The 18,322-nt window shown below is 64.1% G+C and carries 10 protein-coding genes; 3 read left to right on the forward strand and 7 right to left on the reverse strand.

Annotated elements, in window-relative coordinates; translation table 11 throughout:
- Position 1 precedes the first annotated feature (1 nt).
- The 5 genes from CH275_RS05150 to CH275_RS05165 all read right to left on the reverse strand — a co-directional run bounded on the left by CH275_RS05150 (position 2) and on the right by CH275_RS05165 (position 3,133).
- Positions 2-661, reverse strand: coding sequence for a YveK family protein (locus tag CH275_RS05150; RefSeq protein WP_094675862.1), 660 nt, complete (start codon positions 659-661; stop codon positions 2-4).
- Positions 633-1,307 carry a hypothetical protein gene (locus CH275_RS05155; RefSeq protein ID WP_094675864.1) on the reverse strand — a complete coding sequence of 225 codons (675 nt, stop codon included), beginning with the start codon at positions 1,305-1,307 and terminating at the stop codon, positions 633-635. The genes CH275_RS05150 and CH275_RS05155 overlap by 29 nt, the downstream gene beginning before the upstream one ends.
- Before the next feature lie 96 nt (positions 1,308-1,403).
- Positions 1,404-2,294 (reverse strand): trypsin-like serine peptidase, encoded by an 891-nt coding sequence (locus CH275_RS05160; RefSeq protein ID WP_218828749.1) that lies wholly within the window; start codon positions 2,292-2,294, stop codon positions 1,404-1,406.
- 93 nt (positions 2,295-2,387) lie between these two features.
- Positions 2,388-2,564 carry a hypothetical protein gene (locus CH275_RS29380; protein ID WP_179275991.1) on the reverse strand — a complete coding sequence of 59 codons (177 nt, stop codon included), beginning with the start codon at positions 2,562-2,564 and terminating at the stop codon, positions 2,388-2,390.
- A 14-nt stretch (positions 2,565-2,578) separates the two neighbouring features.
- A complete protein-coding gene (locus tag CH275_RS05165; protein ID WP_094675868.1) occupies positions 2,579-3,133 on the reverse strand; it encodes a hypothetical protein in 555 nt (184 codons plus the stop codon).
- 255 nt (positions 3,134-3,388) lie between these two features.
- On the opposite strand from CH275_RS05165, the gene CH275_RS05170 reads away from it, so the two are divergent.
- On the forward strand, positions 3,389-4,405 hold the full coding sequence (locus CH275_RS05170; protein ID WP_143546690.1) for a hypothetical protein: 1,017 nt from the start codon (positions 3,389-3,391) through the stop codon (positions 4,403-4,405).
- A 22-nt stretch (positions 4,406-4,427) separates the two neighbouring features.
- Positions 4,428-5,192 (forward strand): class I SAM-dependent methyltransferase, encoded by a 765-nt coding sequence (locus CH275_RS05175; RefSeq protein ID WP_179275992.1) that lies wholly within the window; start codon positions 4,428-4,430, stop codon positions 5,190-5,192.
- A 247-nt stretch (positions 5,193-5,439) separates the two neighbouring features.
- Here the strand turns inward: CH275_RS05175 and CH275_RS05180 are convergent, their stop codons facing one another.
- Positions 5,440-6,318: a cyclopropane mycolic acid synthase family methyltransferase gene (locus CH275_RS05180; RefSeq protein WP_094675874.1), complete on the reverse strand. Its 879-nt coding sequence runs from the start codon at positions 6,316-6,318 to the stop codon at positions 5,440-5,442.
- A complete protein-coding gene (locus CH275_RS05185; RefSeq protein ID WP_094675876.1) occupies positions 6,318-16,172 on the reverse strand; it encodes a non-ribosomal peptide synthetase in 9,855 nt (3,284 codons plus the stop codon). Before CH275_RS05185 ends, CH275_RS05180 begins: the two co-directional genes overlap by 1 nt.
- Positions 16,173-16,376: 204 nt before the next feature.
- Between CH275_RS05185 and CH275_RS05190 the strand changes: the two genes are divergently transcribed.
- The gene (locus CH275_RS05190; protein ID WP_094676359.1) at positions 16,377-18,152 is read left to right on the forward strand and encodes a DUF4012 domain-containing protein; all 1,776 of its coding nucleotides are present in this window, start codon (positions 16,377-16,379) and stop codon (positions 18,150-18,152) included.
- The last annotated feature ends 170 nt before the right edge of the window (positions 18,153-18,322 follow it).

Consider the following 18,322-nt stretch of genomic DNA (forward strand, 5'->3'; position numbering starts at 1 on the left):
ATTACGGCCGGTCCCTTCCGAAACGGAGTTGTGCGAATACCAACGCAACACCGACAAGCAATCCCACTACAGCACCGATCGTGAGATAGTGCGCAGTGTTCGGCCGGACCGGAGTAGACGAGGCCTCGGGTTGGTTGCGTATCCCGACGGCTGCCGAGGGAGTCTCACCGTCCTCGGGAGCCTCCAGATCTGCAACCACTTCACTCAGTTCGACAGCCATGGCGTTCGCGATGTCTCGTGCGATCTCGGGAGAGTTGTCGGTAGCGACGATGTCGAACACGACACTCTCCACCGAGTACGACATCGTCACCTTCTGGGCCAGCTCCGCCGGACTGAGATCGAGTGCGAGCTCGTCAACGACTCTGGACGTGACAAAATTGCCTTTCACCAGTTCCGCATACGCCACGAGCCGCTGCTGCGAGAACAAGTCCGCCTTGTACGTGTCTTCTCTGAAGGTCTGATCTGGCGTGGAGACGAACATCTGAGCCCGCGATTCGTATACCGGCGTCACCAACAATGTAAATACGAACGCCACGGACACGCATACGAAAACGGACACAGCGAGGATTCGCCAGCCCGCCCTGATGATGTCCCCAAAGTTTCGCTTGCTCACCGTGCGCCGTCCGGCTGCGTCAACTTCCCACCGGGCGGAAGCCCGCACCCGGAGCCCCCGACTCGCTCAGCAACCGCACCGATTCCGACGCCGACGCGTAAGCGGTGGGACTGAGCAACGGAGCGCCCGAGGCATGGCTGGCGATTCCGACGAGCGTGGTGCCGGCCACCAGGGGCGCGCCGGAGTCGGCCCAGACGGTGACGGCGTCGGCCATCAGGTCGCTGCCTCGGTTGTCGACTATGGTGCCGCACGTCAGTCCGCTGCCGAGCCCGCTCTTGCAGACCGGCTGACCCACCGATCCGATGCCGATGTCCGTCACGGTGATTCCGCCCAGACTCGCCACCGGTGTGACCTTGGTGGGATCGAGGACGAGGACACCGTAATCGGGTCCCCAATGCCCGACGGCCGTAGTGCCGACCGGGGCCGTGGGCGATCCGACGAGGGTGACGGGCAGACCCGTGCGCAGGATGCAGTGCCCTGCGGTGAGCGCAACGAGTCGGCCGGCGTCGTCGTATCCGACTGCCGCGATGGAGCATGCGGTGAGATCGTCGATGCCTCCGGTGGTGACGAAGCCACTGCCGGGCCCGACGACCGGAAGAGGTGCTGCGGCAGCGGTTCCGGGGGCCATCACGCTGACGGCCAGCACCGCGGCAGCGAACAGTCCACTGACAAAACCGAGTCGAGCCTTCTTCATGTGGGCATCCTTGTCGACGAACGTTCACGTGGGTCTGCATGCGCGGCTCAATCCTGGCACAGCTACGTCGTACTCGTGCGGCGTGAACTGTCGGGCCTACCGCAACCGAGCGAGAGTGTTGAACAATTCACCAGAAAGGACGGTGCCACTGTTGGTGCTCCCGCCGTCGGTGTGGATTGCGACCGCAGTGTCGTCGTCATCGGTGGCCACGGCTGCTCCACTCTGTCCACCGAACGTATCGGTCGCGTAGGACAGCATGCGGTCGCTTTCGGCGCTGATGGTGTCGATGGCCTGCCACATCGTTCCTGCGGCTTTATCGCCGGGATACCCGATGATTCGTGCTTGGCGACCGACCAAGTCCGCGTTGTCGACCGATTCGATTCCGTACCAACCGACATCGTCACCGACAGGGGCATCGAGTCTGATCAGACCCCAATCCCGACCCGGCAAACCGTACTGGGCGTCGAACCACACCTCCGTCGCCCGGAATATGCCGTATGGGTCGTTGCCGACGCCATTGCGCGCCGGCGCGAATTCGAGGTCGACCGTTGGCGCTGTGCCGTCGGTGAGGCAGTGCCCCGCGGTCACCACAGCAGTCGGTGAGATCAACCAGCCGGTGCAGGTAGCCGTCCTCGTTCGGGAACTGTCGAACACCGTGATCTGACCGGAGCGGCGGTAGGGGTTCAGTTGCGTGTCGTAGACCTGAGTCCGATCGTCGGACCCGATGACCGAGCGCGGACTGAGCAGGACCGCCCCGTTCGACGATGCCGTGGCCGAGTAGCCGATGTCCTCGGTCAGACCGACGCCCGAGAGTGGTGTGCCGACATCAGGTTTCCCGTCGACGACGCGATAGCCAACCGGGTCTAACGTCAGACCGGTGGTGGGCGCGGCAGAGGCCGATCCGCCGAAGCCAGCCAGGGTCGGGATCGACAGTGCCAGCGCAGCGGTCGCCATCACCAAGGAGCGCAGTCGAATTGGGTGCATCATGTCTTCCTCTTCTACAGGAACCGAAAAGCCCCTCGGTGCAGTGCTGTACCGAAGGGCTTTCCGGGGTTTCGTCAGGACGCGCTCAGGATTTTGTCATTGCCGAACCGTCCGATTCCGAATCAGCACAGCAACTCCCAGTCCGATCAAAATCAGAACGAGCGGCGCGGCTATTGCCAAGCTCGAATCGATGGCGATGAACAGTACGAGCAGTGCTACAGCCGCGAGGAAGTACACAGCGGCGAAACGCGGTGCCCAAAGGACGGTGCGCATGGAATCCTCCTATGTCAGAAGCACGATGCGGCTGCGCCTGTGGCTGCGCCGGAGAGACCACCGATGATGCCACCGGCAGCTGTACCCAGTCCAGGCAAGGCAGAACCGACACCCGCTCCAGCGAGCCCACCACCGCCCGCGCCACCGGCAGTGCCCAGTGCACACTGCCAGAAACCTTCCTGGGTCTCGGTCCCTGGTGCAGGTTCGGCGGATGACTGGTTGGGGTTGATCACCTGGATGTGTAGGCCGTCCGCACCCTGCACGTACCGAAGTTCGACGGGTGCACCGGTTTTGTCCGTTGCCGACGTCGGCAGGGCCTCGGACGTGATGCCGTCGGTAAGGGATGCACCCGTAGCGGTTACCGCAACGGATACTCCTTCGCTGGGCCGGAGCACGAACTCGGCTTCCGAAACCTGCGTCAACGTTCCGGCGCTCTGGCTGGCCGGAGCGGCGATCGTCACGGGTGCTTTCGAGATGTCCTGGGCCTGCGCCATCCCGGATGACAGCGCAAGGGCCACGAAACCCGTGGCAGCAATGACAGTCGAGCAGCGAATGATCGTGCGAGACATTGTTGTGCCTTTCTCCGAAGTACCAACAGATCGGTTGTGCAGCGGTCCCGGCGATATCGAGTCGATCGGGTCCACCCACGAATCATGAGGGAAAGTAACGACCGTCCGCTACAGTTGTCACGTAGGCGGGACCACCGTTGACAGGGGGAGAGGACTTTGGTAACGAAACTGCCGCCCCAAGGGGACAGGCGGGGAGAATCACCCCGCCCTGAACCGGCATGGCCGCAAAACGCTGGACTTCAGCGCCCTCAGTCCTTGGCATCGATCTCCGGCCGGACATCGCTGACGATGGCCGATGTCGTCCTTTTGTCCGGTATATCGACGAGCACCGTCTCGCGGTTGTGGTCCGATCACCTTTGGCTCGACAAGATCGCCGGCTCTACCCTTCAGAGCTTGGTTGCGGTCATTCCCGACCTCGCCGGATATGTCGCCCGGCGCAGTCGCACGCGCGTTCTCGAAGGGGCGCTGCGACAGTGCCGAGAAGCAGGCTTGGAAATATCGAAGCCTGTGCTCGGCAAGTTTGCGCGGCAACCGAACTCAGGCATTCACCTCGCCACGGTGCTGAGCGCGGCGGCCGGTGTGATGCGTCAGGACCAGCGATCCGCTCACGCGTGGCTGACACGCTCATGGGGAGCCGCTCCTGACATCGCACTCGATGCGCTGTTCACTATCGGACCGGACGCGCTACTGATCAACCAAGACCAGTTCCTTTCTCAAGCAACGCGGATGGTGGAGTCCGAAAGCTGCACTTCCGACAATTCCCTCTACGGCACAGTCGGTTCAGGAATGTTGGTGCACAAACTCACGAAGATCGATCGGACCTCGATGGTCATCGCCGGCGACGCGCCACAGCGAAGGTCTGCCTTCCTGTACCGAAGCTCGATCATCGGTGCAATTCTCGCCAGTGGCGATGTCGACGTATCCAGCAGTTACTCGGCTTGTGTGAAGGTAAGCCCCTTATTGCAGCGCAACGAATTATGGTCCATCGCCTCCTACAGTTCGGACCTCGCCCAGTCGACGGATTTCTCGATTCCGTCGACAACAACGCTCAGCGACACCGTGTCGATCATCCTGCATGACCTAGAGGACATGAACGAGGCGTACGTGCATTACCTGGTGACGTCGGCAATCCCGGCGGTCCTGGCTCACGACAATGGCTTCGGGACCGCGAAGTCGCGGTTGGCCCAGACGGTGAAGTGCCGATTGGACGACGGTATCGAAGATCGTGGGGTTCGGGCCGCGTGCGTCGCACTGATCACCGCGATCTCGTGAACACATGACACAGGGAGACGAGATGCTGGGTGACCTGGAAGTATCGCGCGGGTATCAGCAGAATGCGGAGTACTGGGAGCGCATCGTTCGGCAACGACTCGACAAATTTCAGACGGAGGTCACCGACGTCGCCCTGATGAATCTGATCGGCGACTGCACCGGCGCGAATATGCTCGACGCGGGTTGTGGCGAAGGGTATTTCACTCGTGAACTCATCTCACACGGGGCAGCGCACGTGCACGGCGTAGATACCTGCGAAGAGTTGATCACGGCGGCTCGCGAGCACCCCGAAGGTGGATGCCTCCGCTCTGAATATCATCACGCCGACGTGGCCGACCTACCTTTGGATGACGCGAGTATCGACGTCGTAGTGGCGAACCGTCTCCCCCACGGCATAGCCGACCCGGCTAAACGGTTCGATGAATTCCGCCGGGTGCTCCGGCCCTCCGGGCGCTTGTTGGTGCTGTCCATGCATCCCTGCTTCTACGCCGCCCGCGGCGAAAGAGACGGGGTCGGCTTTGCGTCCACGATCGATGACTACTTCGGCGTCAGAACAGTCCAACAGCGGTTCGATGTCGGGGGACTGACTTCACCCGTCGAGTCGTTTCAGCAGTTCTATTCGTTGGAGCAGCACATCGGCATGATCACGGCGGCAGGGTTCGCGATCACGACTCTTCTGGAGCCTCGACCGTCCGCAGAACAGAGACGGTCCGACGAATTTTGGGAGAAAAATTTCACCCGCCCGCTGTTCATGTTGATCGAATGCACCGTAGTGACAGCCAACTAGTTCGCTCGGGCCCGAGGCATGCTTCGTGGTCGGATTTCACACCCATCCAACCAACGCCCCGCTACGAATTCGGGCCAAGTAGTGGGTGCTCGGCATTGTCGCCGTGTGGCTGGTGATCGGCACTGTTCCCGCCGTGTGGCTCGGTCGTGGCATTCGCCGAGCCGACGTCGAGGAATCCGCAACCGAGTCACCGCGCAGAACCATTGACCAACCACCACCGAATAGGACACCGCGTAATCGAGCGGTGTCACGGTGCAGGTGCATCTCCGGCTTCGAGCGTGAATTGCACGACGTCGATGCGTGAACTCTTGAATCGAGCCGACGAGCCGGTGAGGTACTGGACGTATTTGTCGTACGTCGCCTCCGAGGACACGGCAATGGCCTCGTCGCGAGATGCGATCAGTTTCTCGGCCCAGGTATCGAGTGTCCTCGCGTAGTGCAACCTCAGAGGATGCTCCCGAAGCAACTCGAAGCCTGCCTCGGCCGCCTTGGACTTCACCACCTTGACGAGCGTCAACTGTCCGCCGGGGAAGATGTCGCGCAGGATGAAGCGCGAGAAGTGCGCATCCTCGCGGGTGAGACCGCCCGCCCCGGAGGTCGGATCGGGCGGCGTGATGACGATGGTGTGCAACAACATTCGCCCACCCGGCTGCAACACCGAGCGGCACTTCGCGAAGAACGCCGAGTACCGGTTGCGCCGAAAATGCTCGAACGCGCCGATACTGACGATGCGGTCGACGGGCTCGTCGAATTCTTCCCACCCCTGCAGCCGGATGTCGACGGTACGGTCGGTCGACAGGTCGGCCACGACCGCGCGCCCGTGTTCGTACTGATTGTGGCTCAACGTCAGACCGATGACGTTGACGTCGTACTTCTCGACCGCACGTTTGGCGAGAGCTCCCCAACCGCAACCGATGTCGAGCAGCGTCATACCCGGCTTCAGATCCAACTTGCCGAGGGCGAGGTCGATCTTGGCCGTCTGCGCCTCCTCCAGCGTCATGTCCTCACGCTCGAAGTAGGCGCAGCTGTACGTCATACTCGGATCGAGGAACAGAGCGAAGAACTCGTCCGACAGGTCGTAGTGAGCTCGCACGTCATCGACGTACGGCTCCAATTGTTCGCTCATCACGCCACACCTTTCCCCACCGCATCGTTGCCGATCACTCGGCCTAGTGCACGGGCACCGATCTCGCCCAGCATGTCTTGGTGTTCCACATCGACCCGGTGAACCGACATCCGGCCGTCGATGACGTGCGTCCACTGCTCCGCACCGTGCGAGCCGCGAGCGGCGAAGTAGTGCACCGGCCCCGCGAACACAGCCGGCGCGTACGACGCCACCCAGGTGGGAGCCATCGCGACGGGGCGATACATTCGCCGCAATTGATCCACGGTGAGAAACGCCAATTCGCTTCTGTTTTCGCGCAATCCATCCACGATGGCCTCGAACGAGTCACCCTCGACCCCGAGCTGACGAGCGAGGTCGTCGATGCCGAACTCCGAAGCCCCCTCCGGAGCCGAGAGCTGAGCATCGACCAGAGCGAGCAGAGCCACGTCCTCACCGTCCGACTGCAGTTGCGTCACAACAGCATGCGCGATGACGCCGCCGAGCGACCACCCGAGTAGGTGATAGGGACCGTGCGCCTGCACACCTCGGATCTCACGGACGTATCTCGCGGCGAACTCGTCGATCGAGGACGGCGGCGCCTCACCGTCGGCGATGCCGGGCACCTGCAGCCCGTACAGCGGGCGGTCGGTCTCCCCGAGCAGCGAGAAGTAGCTCCATGCGATTCCGATGGCCGGGTGCACACAGAACAGCGGCGCGCCCACGCCCTCGGTTCGGAGCGGAAGCACCACGTCGAAGGCACTGTCCGAACCGTGCTCACCCTCGTCGAGTTGCGCAGCCAGGGCCGAGATCGTCGGATGTATCAGCAGCAGGCTGATGGTAAGCCGACGGTCGAGCCGGTACCCCAGTGCGTCCATCACCTGCACCGCCGAGAGGGAGTGCCCGCCGAGTTCGAAGAAGTTGTCGTCCACACCGATGTCCTCGGCGGTCACCTGCAATACGTCGGAAAACACTGCGTGCACCAACACTTCGTTCGCGGAGACCGGGGCACGCCGTTCCGCCGACATCACCGAGGGCTCGGGCAGCGCACTCACATCGACCTTGCCGGACAACGTCATCGGCAGTGCGTCGACGACGGTCACGGTACCGGGCACCATGTATGCCGGGAGTGTCCTCGCGAGGAAATCGCGAGCCTCCCGCGGTTCGACGCCGCCCACCACGTAGGCGGCGAGGGAGTCCGCACGACCGATCACGCAGGCCTGGCGTACATTTCGGTGACGCAGCAGCGCCGCTTCCACCTCGGACAGCTCGACGCGATGGCCGCGAACTTTCACCTGTGAATCCACTCGGCCCAGATATTCGAGTTCGCGATCGCTGCTCTGAACAACCCAGCGCACGAGATCGCCGGTTCGGTAGAGTCGGCCGTCGCCAAAAGGATTGGCAACGAAGCTACTTGCCGTCGTTCCGCTCTGCCCCACGTATCCCTCGGCGAGACCGGCCCCGCCCAGGTAGAGCTCCCCGACGACGTCGTTTCCCACCGGGCGTAGACGGGCGTCGAGGACCACTGCGTCGTAGCCGCGAATCGGTCCACCGATGGTCACCGGACCGGCGTCCCATGCACGCTGGTCGGTGGTGCAGGTGCTCATGACGGTCCCCTCGGTGGGGCCGTAGGCGTTGAACACCGATCGATTGCGTGACCATCGTTGCAGCAGAGCAGAATTGGCAGCTTCACCCGCCATGACGATCACTCGAAGTGACGGCAGGGTCTCCGCGTCGGTCACCTGCAGGACGGTCGGCGTGAGGCAGGCGTGGGTCACCTGGTGTCGATCGACGAGCGCTTCGAGTTCGCGTCCTCCGTGCACCTCGGCCGGAACGATCACCGTGCTGGCACCCGCACCGACGGCCATCAGCGTCTCGAAGATGGACGCGTCGAAACTCGGGGATGCGAACTGGAGCACCCGGGATCCCGGCTCCACTCCGAAGAGTTCTCGTTGGCTCTGCACCAGATTCGCAATACCGCGGTGCGTCACCTGCACGCCCTTGGGCACTCCGGTCGAACCGGAGGTGTAGACGACGTAGGCCACGCTGTCCAGCGGTGCTTCACGAGCATCGACACGGTCGAGCTCGTCGCCGGTGACGGTCACCCAGTCGCGCCCGACCGAGTGGAAATCGGCAGCCGAGATTCCCGTGACCGGGGCTGCGGACAAGAGGATCTCCTGCACCCGGGCCACAGGTTGAGAGGGGTCGATGCACAGGAAGCCGGCACCGGTCTTGGCCACGGCCCAGATCGCGACGAGGTATTCGACGGATCGAGGGTAGGCAACAGCCACCAGAGCGCCAGGCCGAGCGCCTGCCTGTATCAGCCTGTCTGCCAGAGCATTCGACTGTCGGTCCATCACACGGTAGGTCGACGATCGCGACCCGTCGATCACAGCGGTGTTGTCGGGCCACCTCTGCACGGCCTGCTGAAACACTGCCGCCAAGGTATAGCGCTCGGGTGCGCTGTCCCGGTGAGAGGTGACGGCCGATGCCACGTGCCCGAAGTCCGCGCTGCCGAGACGAGTGTTCGGTTGCGTGGAGACCATGGTCAACACCTCGGTCAGGCGCGCGGCGAGTCCGAGAATCACCGATCGCGAGAACCGTGCGGGCGAGTACCCGAGATGGCCGATCAGTCCGGACTCGGACTCGTCGATCAATACCTCGAGATCGAACTGTGTGTCCGTGATGTCCACACGCCGCGGGGCGATCGAGGACGACCCCAGTTCGATTGTGGGAGTTGCCGTATCACCGAAGGCCAGGAGCACCTGGAACAGCGGATGGGTATCGACGGCACGAGTGGGTTGTACCGCGTCCACCACCCACTCGAACGGTACGTCCGAGTTCGCGAATGCATCGAGATCCCCGTCGCGCACAACGGTCACGAAGTCCTCGAACGTCGTCGACGGATCGACCTCCGTCCTGAGTACGACGGTACCGACGAACATGCCGACGAGGTGGTCGAGCGCCGGGTCGGATCGGCCCGCGACCGGGGTTCCGATGGCGATGTCCTGGGTGCCACTGGCTTCGGCGAGCACGGCGGCCAGCGCTGCGTGGACCACGACGAACACCGTTGCACCCAACCGATGCGCGAGCGAACGCAGCCGCGTGAGGGTTTCCTGGTCGACGGAGAACTCCGCGGCGGTGTCGGCCGAGGGATCAGGAGTTCCGGTGGGCAGGTCGAGAAACTCCGGCACGCCGTCCAGGGTGCGACGCCAGAACTCGAGCTGATCCGACGCCACCGTGTCGAGAACATCCCGCTGCCACACTCGATAGTCGGAATAGTCGACTGCGAGAGCGCCGAATTCCGGTGCGGATCCGGACATTCTGGCCTGGAGAGCGATCTCGACGTCTCGGGCCAGTGGACGGAGCGAGAGGCCGTCGATCGCGATGTGGTGCGCAACTACGGACAGCACCCGCTCGCCGCCTCGATCGACCATGCCCAGTCGCAGCGGTGCTTCGAGGGTCAGGTCGAAGCCGTGCAGGGCCGAAACATGCTGCTCTGCATGGGCATCGTCCAGTGTCGACAGCACGATCTGCGGGTCGAGAACAACGGTGACGGGACCGTCTGCGGTCGACGGGTACATCGTGCGGAGCGGTGTATGCCGTTTCAGCACATCCGCTATCGCGGCGCGCAGAACATCGAGATCGAGGTCGGCCGGAAGCGGAACCTCGAACGCGATGTTGTACGCGGCCGATGCCGGGTCGTATCGATTCTGCAGCCAGATTCGCCGCTCTGCCGGGGCAAGGCCGGAGTAGGAGCGCGCGTCGGGATGGTGGACCAGGGCGGGCAGCGAGGTGTACTTGTCGGACAGAGACTCGATCGCGGACGCGAGTTGTTCCGCGGTGGGGGATTCGAAAATGGTTCGCACCGGAACGTGGGTGCCGAGCGCGGCACCGATTCGGGTCGCAGCACGGGCCGCGACGAGAGAGTCCCCGCCGAGGACGAAGAAGTTGCCGTCGACGGCCGGATTGTCGATGCCGAGCAGATCGGCGAAGATTCCGAGAATCACCTCCTGCGCCAAGGTGCGCACCGCCACCGGATCGCCACCGTGCAGCGTGTCCGAGTACAAGGCGGAGAGATCCACTTTGCCGTTGCCGGTCAGTGGAACACTGTCGATCCGGGTGATGACGGCCGGCTGCATCGACAACGGGAGCCTGTCCAGGAGCCACTGGGCCGCGTCCTGCGCGCCGAGCCCCACGACCCATGCGTGAATTCTGTTCTCACGCAACGCTGTCACCACGGCGCTGACGTCGGGGTGGGCCGTCAGTGCACTCTCGATCTCCCCCAGTTCGATACGCACACCGTTGATCTGAACCTGGTGGTCCCGGCGACCGCGGTAGTCGAGCACGCCCGACGGTTGTTGCCGGACGAGGTCGCCTGTCCGGTACATCCGTGTCCCGTCGGGTGCCGCGATGAACCTCGCGGCGGTCGACGCCGGGTCCGCGTGATAGCCGCGAGCCACGCCCGACCCTGCGAGGTACAACTCCCCGACGCCCCCCAGTGGCACCGAGTGCAACCGGTCGTCGAGCACAACCGCTCCCACGTGCGCCAACGGTCTGCCGATGGTGACCGGCTCACCGGCGCGCAGCGACTCGGCCAGTGTGGCCACCACCGTCGCCTCACTGGGACCGTAGGCGTTGAGCATCGACCGCCCTGGCGACCAACCGTCCACGACACCGGTGCCCAATACGTCTCCGCCGACGGCGACGGTCTCGATCCCGGGGGTCGGCGGCACAGTGGCGAGCACTGCGGGTGTGGACAGGTAGTGGGTGACGCGATGCGCGACCAGGAAGGCCGACATCTCGTCGCCTCCGAGCAGGTCGGCCGGCGCGATCACCATGGTTGCGCCGGCCCCGAAGGCAAGGACCAGCTCGAGCACAGCGGCGTCGAAGTTGACCGAGTATCCATGCAGCACGCGCGAACTCGACGTCACGCCGTACCGCGGAACGACTTGCTGCGCGAGTGCGTACACACCCTGATGCGTCACCATGACGGGCTTGGGTGTTCCCGTCGAACCCGACGTGTGGATCACGTAGGCTGGGTGCGCAGGTTTCAGCGCTGCCAGGCGATCGGCATCGGCCAGGGGCAGGTCGCTGAAGTTCTGGGCCTGACTCTCGTCCAGCCAGTGCACTGTCGCCTCGATGCCGCCAAACCCGATCTCGATGTGCTGCAGCATCTGTTCCCGGCGCGCAGCCGGGTAGCGCGGGTCCACGGGCACGAACGCCCCGCCCGCCTTCACCACGGCCCACAGCGCGACGATGTACTCGGCCGAGCGTTCCAGGGACAGGGCCACAAGACTTTCCGGTCCGACACCGTGTACGACGAGCAGTCGCGCGATCCGGTTCGACCGACGATCGAGCTCGGCGTACGTCACCGACTCCAGGCCGTCGATAGCAACAGCATCACCCGAAACTGCTGTCCTAGCGCACAACACGTCGAGCAGTGTTCCGCCCACCGTCGAGGCGGGCAGCGTCGGCGCCCCGGCAAGGGCGAGGTCGCCGACGACCACAGCGGGATTCGCCACCGCCGCGTTCAGGATGGCCAGAGTCACCGACGCGAACTGTTCGACGGTGGCCTGCTGGTACAGGTCCAACGCATACTCGATCTGGCCGGTGAGGACCCCCGAATCTCCATGCTCTGCAGCAGCTTCTGCGAGCACGAGGGTGATGTCGAATTCCGAGGTGCGGGTGGGTATCTCCAGTACCGAGACGGGCAGGTCCTCGACCGATCGGTGCGGCGCATTGTCGAATGCCAGCATCACCTGGAACAACGGATGCCGGTCGAGGGATCGATCGGTCGCCAGGGCGTCGACGATGCGCTCGAACGGGACGTCGGAGTGCGAAAAGGCGTCGAGGTCTGCGGTGCGCACTGCATCGAGCAACGACGCGAAGCTTTCCGACGGCTCCACAGTGACTGCGAGAGGCAGGGTTCCGACGAACATGCCCACCATCTCGTCGAGCGCTTCGTGACCTCGCCCTGCAGTCGGAGACCCGACCACCACCCGGTTCGAGGTACCGAAGCGGCTCAGGGCGGCAGCCACGGCGGCATGGACGACCATGAAGGTGGTCGAGTTCGTCGATCGGGCCAGCTCACGAATGCCCGCGTGCAGGCGCGACCCGATCTCGAAGGGAACTGCACCGGTGCTCATCGATTGCACCGCCGGCCTGGGGAAGTCCGCTGGTAGCTCCGCCGGTGCGGAGTCGCCACTACCCAGTACCGAAGCCCAGAACGAGAGTTGTTCGTCGGCAACCGAATCCACCATCGTCCGGTTCCACACCGCGTACTGGCCGTACTGCGCGCGCAGTCGTGGCCACGTCGGCGCGTGACCTGCTCCACGAGAGGCGTATGCGAAGGCGAAATCGCGTACGAGTGGGTCGACCGACCAACCGTCCATCGAGATGTGGTGCACAACGACCACGACGACGGTGTCACCGGATTCCTCCACGCTCAGAAGCGTTGCGTGGATGGGCACTTCGGCCGTCACATCGAATCCCTCGGCCGCGATCGATGCCACAGCAGCATCCAGAGCCCGCTCGGAGACAATGCGCTCGGGCACCTCGACGAGGACGGTATCGGTGGGCCGCACCACCTGCCTCGGACCGTCGTCATCGGCCGGGTAGTACGTGCGCAGAGCTTCGTGTCGCTCGACGACGTCACGGAGAGCGGTCAGAACCAACGAGGGATCGTCACCGGCTCGGGCTCGGATTACCACCGGCATGTTGTATGCGGACGATGCGGGATCGAACTGGTTGAGGAACCACAGCCGCTGCTGCGCGTACGACAGCGGGATGCGCCCGGGCAGCACGGTATCGAGGAGCTCGAGCGACACCTCGCGCGCCGCGGACGAGTCGATGGCCGCCGCGACTGCGCGGACTGTGGGGTCGGCGAACAGAACGGTCAACGCGATCGAGGATCCGAGGCGTGCGAGCACTCGGGTGGCACTGAGTGAATCACCGCCGAGCTCGAAGAACGAGTGCTCGCGCCCCACGCCATCGACCTCGAGGACGTCTGCGAATGCCTTCGCCACGATACGTTCCGTATCGGTGTGCGGCGCAACGTATTCGGTGCTCACGCGCGCGATGGGGGCGGGCAACGCACGACGGTCGATTTTGCCACCCGCAGTCATGGGTAGCGCGTCCAGAGCTACGACGGTGCTGGGAATCATCCAGGCGGGCAGGCGGTGTCGGAGATGACTGTCCAGCCCCGCCGGCACTCCGGTGACATAGAGGACGAGTCGGTTGTCGCGAACAACGGCCGCGGCGGCGGTCACTCCCGCACACGTTGTGGCCGCGGACTCCACGTCGCCGAGTTCGAGACGACGCCCGTGCAGTTGGATCTGCTGATCGTTGCGGCCCAGGTACTCCATCGTGGAACCGTCGAACGACCGACGGACGATGTCTCCCGTGCGGTACAACCGCGCTCCTGATACCCCGGGGTCTGCGACGAATCGTGTCGATGTCACGCCCGTCTGCCCGCTGTATCCGCGGGACAGTCCGTCGCCGCCCAAGTAGAGCTCGCCGACGCCGCCGCAGGGCGTCGGCCGCAGGTGCGCGTCGAGCACCAGCGCACGGACACCCGGCAGCGGCGCGCCGATGGTCACTCGTTCGTCGGCCTGCATCGGCTCGGACAACGTGGCCAACACTGTCGTTTCGGTCGGCCCGTAGGCGTTGCGCATCGTTCGATCGGCTGCGACGAACTTGTCCCGCAACGAGGGAGGGCACTCCTCTCCCCCGACGTCGAACACCTCGATGGAGCCGAGGTCGTCCGGGTCGAGGGTTGCCAGCACCGTCGGCGAGGTGATCAGGTGCGTGATCTTCTCGCGGTCCAACACGTGGGCGAGGGCAGGACCGGCGTAGACGTCGGCCGGGGCGATCACCAGGGTGGCACCCGCAGCGAACGCTGCGAGAAGTTCCTGGATGGACGCGTCGAAGACCGGCGACGCAACGTGCAGCACGCGCGAGTCGGGGGTGACGGCGTACCGTTCGACGACGTTGGCCGCGAGTTGAGCGAGTCCGCGGTGAGTGACGCTGACGGCCTTGGGTTTACCGGTCGACCCCGAGGTGTGGATGACGTAGGCCTCGTTGTCGACGTGCAGGGTCGGCGGCGTGAAGGCAACCGGGTCCGCGTCGAGCAAGTCCTCGATGAGGAACCATCGGACGGTGCTCGGAAGGTGCTGCGCGCCAGCACGAGTGGTGATGCCGAACTCGACGTGCGCATCGGCGAGTACTGCAGCCACCCGCTCAGCGGGCTCGGCGGGGTCGAGTGGGACGAACGATGCCCCAGAGATCGAGACCGACCACAGCGCCAGTAGCGATTCGTAGGAGCGCTCGATTGCCACGGCAATGCGCTTCTCCGGCCCTGCACATATCAAGACCAGTTGCGCAGCAATATGTTCCGCGACCCTGGTGAAGTCTTCACTGGACTGATCGACTCCGGTGGCACGCACCACCACACCTGACGTCAGCAGCGAGGGCAGCGGCGCGGGCGTTGCGGTCGCCGTTGCGCCGAGCAGTGCTCGCTTCTCCTCGAGGTCGAGTACCTCCAGCTCCGACACCGCGAGCCCCTCGGGTGCACCGACTACCTCGCGGAGGAGTGCCAGGAAGCGTCGATGATGGGCTTCGAGCTCATCCGTGGTGTAGAGAGCCGGGTTACCGAGGAAGTCGACGCGAGTACTGGTGCCGGCGACACCGGGGTAGACGTTGACCATCATGTCGTCGATGGGCCCGCTGGAAAGCACGCGGTATTCACCGATGACGTCGCCGAGCCGAATTGTGCTGTTGTACATCATGATGTTGACCGTGGGACCGAACACACCGCGTCCCGCAGCAGCGCTGCCGGTACCGTCACCGGTCGCCCGCTGCATGTCCTCGACGCGGAACCGCTGATGGCGAAGTGCGCCGGTGAGTTCCACCTGGATCCGCCGAAGGAGCTCCTCGACTGTGACTCCTGGTTCGACACCGATGCGCAGCGGCACGACGTTGGACATCATGCCCGACGATTCCCGCAGTTTGGTCGTCGCTCGGCCCGATACCGGCAAACTGAGCATGACGTCTTCGGTGTCGGTCATGCGAGCGAGGTAGAGCGCGAACGTGGCGAGCACGACGGGCACGTCGGAGGAGTTGTACCGATGTGCCACTGCGGCAACGGCTTCGGTGAGGTCTGCGTCCAGAACAGCACCGACACTCACCGTCACGCCGCTGGGGGCGGCAGGTTCGTGCGGGCTACCGGCCAGCCTGGGCGCCTCGAGGTGGCCGTCGAGTCGACCGAGCCAGTACTGGCGATCGGTCTCGTAGCGGGAGGAGTCGGGATACGCGGCCTCGTAGTCGTAGATCTCCCGCACTCCGATGGCGCGGGTCTTCGGGATTTCCGTTCCCGCCATCAACGCGGTGTACACTGCTGCGGTGCGCTCCTGCACCGAGATTGCGCCCAGTCCGTCCATCACGATGTGGTGGGCCCGGCTGTACCAGTAGTAGTGGAATCTGCCCACCTGGATGATCTCCGAGGCAATCAATTGGTCGCGAACCAGATCCACGGGTTGCCGATACTGCTCGTCCATGTAGCGCTGGGCATCCTCGATGGGATGCTCGCGGTCGGTGAAATCGCGGTAGATCATGGCGTACGGCACCCGGAGGTCCGACCACTGGTACGGGTGACCTTCCTCCACACCGATCCGCACGGCAGGCGATTCGAGCCGCCGGCAGGCGATGTCCGTCGCGCGAATCAACACGGAGGGGTCGATATCACCACGGATCTCGACGTATTGAGCGATGGTGAACGGCACGTCCGGTGCCAGTTGCTGAGCGAGGTAGATATTCATCTGAGCAGCCGACAGGGGGAAGCGGCCGTCCTCGAACCGCTCACCCGCCTCTGGCGACACTCCCCGACCTCCTCAACGCACGCGCCCTGACTACTTCGATTCGGCCGGCGCGCCGCTCACAGCGTTGATGTTTCATCGCCCGTTACAAACTAGTCGACACGGTGTGAATGCTCTACCTGGATGGAACGGCAGGTGCACCAGATCGCCTACTCCCATTTAGGCTGTGCACTCGAATACATTTCCTCGACCGAGAGGCCACCGACGATGGCAACCAGTTCCACCGATACCCGCGGTCGGAAATCGGGCAGAAAGCGGCCGATTCTCATCTCGGTGGGCGTATTTCTGGTCATTGTCATCGCTTTTGTGGTGTGGCTTGGTTACGAGTCCTATACGGCACAGTCGAGTCTGACGGCCACCCGCGACTCGGCCACGCAGGCCAAGGACGCGTTGCTCGACGGCGATTCGGCGGGAGCCGAGGCCGCAGCGGCTCGCGCCTCCGAATCTGCGAACGATGCGGTCTCGGCGACGACGTCCATTCCGTTCTCGATCTTCAAAGCCGTTCCTTATATCGGTAGTCCCTTGAAGTCGGTTGCGCAGATAAGCGATGTGGTGCAGGGATTGGCCGACGACGTGCTTGCCCCCGCATCGGCCGCGGGTGCCAGTTTGAATCCGAGCAGCCTCGTCGAGGGCGGCGGCAAGGTGGACACTGCGGCCCTGCGGGACGCACAACCGGTGCTACAGCAGACCTCCATAGCAGCAGACGAGCTCAGTGAGCGTGCCCAGCAGGTGGAGGAGCCCGCCTTCCTCGGTGTGGTGGACGACGCCCGCACGTCGCTGATCGATCAGACGCACGAACTCGCAAATCTGCTCACCAACACCCGCATTGCCAGTGAACTGCTGCCGTCGATGCTCGGCGACAGCGGCCCGCGCAGTTACTTCCTCGCGTTCCAGACCAACGCGGAGGCTCGGGGCACCGGCGGGTTGCTGGGCGGCTACGGCATCATTCGCGCCGAGAACGGGACGGCCCGCGTCGATACGCTCGGCAGCAACAACGAACTCGAATTCTTGCAACAGCCCATCGATCTGGGGCCCGAATACAACGCACTGTGGGCTCCCCGAAACACCACCACCGATTTCCGCAACTCCAATGCGAGCCCGCACTTTCCGTACGCCGGCCAGATCTGGTCGTCCATGTGGACGGAGCAGACGGGCGAGGTGCTCAACGGTGCCATCGCCACCGACCCGATTGCGTTGAGCTACATCCTCAGTGCCACCGGCCCGGTCGCGTTGGCCGACGGTGAGCAAATCACTGCCGACAACGTCGTCGAGATCACCCTCAGCACAGCGTATTCCAGGTTCGGCGACGACCAGTTGGCTCGCAAGGCGTACCTGCAGGAGATCGCGGCGGCAGTGGTGCAGAAGATGACCACGGGCGCGGCACCCACAAGATCTTTGCTCGACGCGGTGGGCCGCGCCGGCAGCGAGGGCCGCATCGCGATATGGAGCGCCGACCCGGCCGAGCAGGCAATTCTGGACGGCACCAAGGTGGGTCACGTGTTGCCGGACAGCCCGGCCCCGTACGCCAACGTGGTGGTCAACAACGCCGGCGGCAACAAGCTCGATTACTACCTCACCCGGGACATCACGTATTCAGCGGAATCCTGCACCGCAGGCACCCGTAAGTCGACTGTGACGGCGACCCTCACCAACAATGTGGATCCGAACGGCCTGACGCCCTACGTGGCGAGCACGTTCCAGCCCAACGTTCCCTACGGCACCAACGAGTCGATCGTGTATCTGTACGGTACGCAGGGCGCGAAGATCACGTCTATGAAGGTCAACGGCATCACGGGATTCTCCATCCAGGCCGGTACCGAATTGGGCCATCCAGTGCAGGCTGCGTACCTCACCATTCCGCCGGGCAAGTCGCAGACGGTGTCGTGGGCACTCGAGGAGCCCTCCGCTCCAGGCGAGGCGACGGCACCCGTGCAGCCTCTGGTGGATCAGCCCGCGGTACGCATCGACGTTCCGCAGTGCTGATCGCGGAGTAGCTGTCGTCGACCGAGCACGGTCCTCCGACAGTGACCCCTTACCGTCATTCAGTCGAATGAACTTTCCGGCAAGGAAAGTCTCGACAACGTTCGCTGAAGAGGCCACATTTCTCGCGTTATACGCCCGCAAGAGGGACTATAACTACCGAACTGCATTGC

Source organism: Rhodococcus sp. 06-235-1A, from assembly GCF_002258785.1.
Classification (GTDB): Bacteria; Actinomycetota; Actinomycetes; order Mycobacteriales; family Mycobacteriaceae; genus Rhodococcoides.

Bases quoted from the DNA above. Each gene is read 5' to 3' on its own strand.
- CH275_RS05165 (WP_094675868.1), bottom strand. From the start codon at position 3,133: ATGTCTCGCACGATCATTCGCTGCTCGACTGTCATTGCTGCCACGGGT.
- CH275_RS05160 (WP_218828749.1), bottom strand. From the start codon at position 2,294: ATGATGCACCCAATTCGACTGCGCTCCTTGGTGATGGCGACCGCTGCG.
- CH275_RS05180 (WP_094675874.1), bottom strand. From the start codon at position 6,318: ATGAGCGAACAATTGGAGCCGTACGTCGATGACGTGCGAGCTCACTAC.
- CH275_RS05190 (WP_094676359.1), top strand. From the start codon at position 16,377: ATGGCAACCAGTTCCACCGATACCCGCGGTCGGAAATCGGGCAGAAAG.
- CH275_RS29380 (WP_179275991.1), bottom strand. From the start codon at position 2,564: ATGCGCACCGTCCTTTGGGCACCGCGTTTCGCCGCTGTGTACTTCCTC.
- CH275_RS05155 (WP_094675864.1), bottom strand. From the start codon at position 1,307: ATGAAGAAGGCTCGACTCGGTTTTGTCAGTGGACTGTTCGCTGCCGCG.
- CH275_RS05175 (WP_179275992.1), top strand. From the start codon at position 4,428: ATGCTGGGTGACCTGGAAGTATCGCGCGGGTATCAGCAGAATGCGGAG.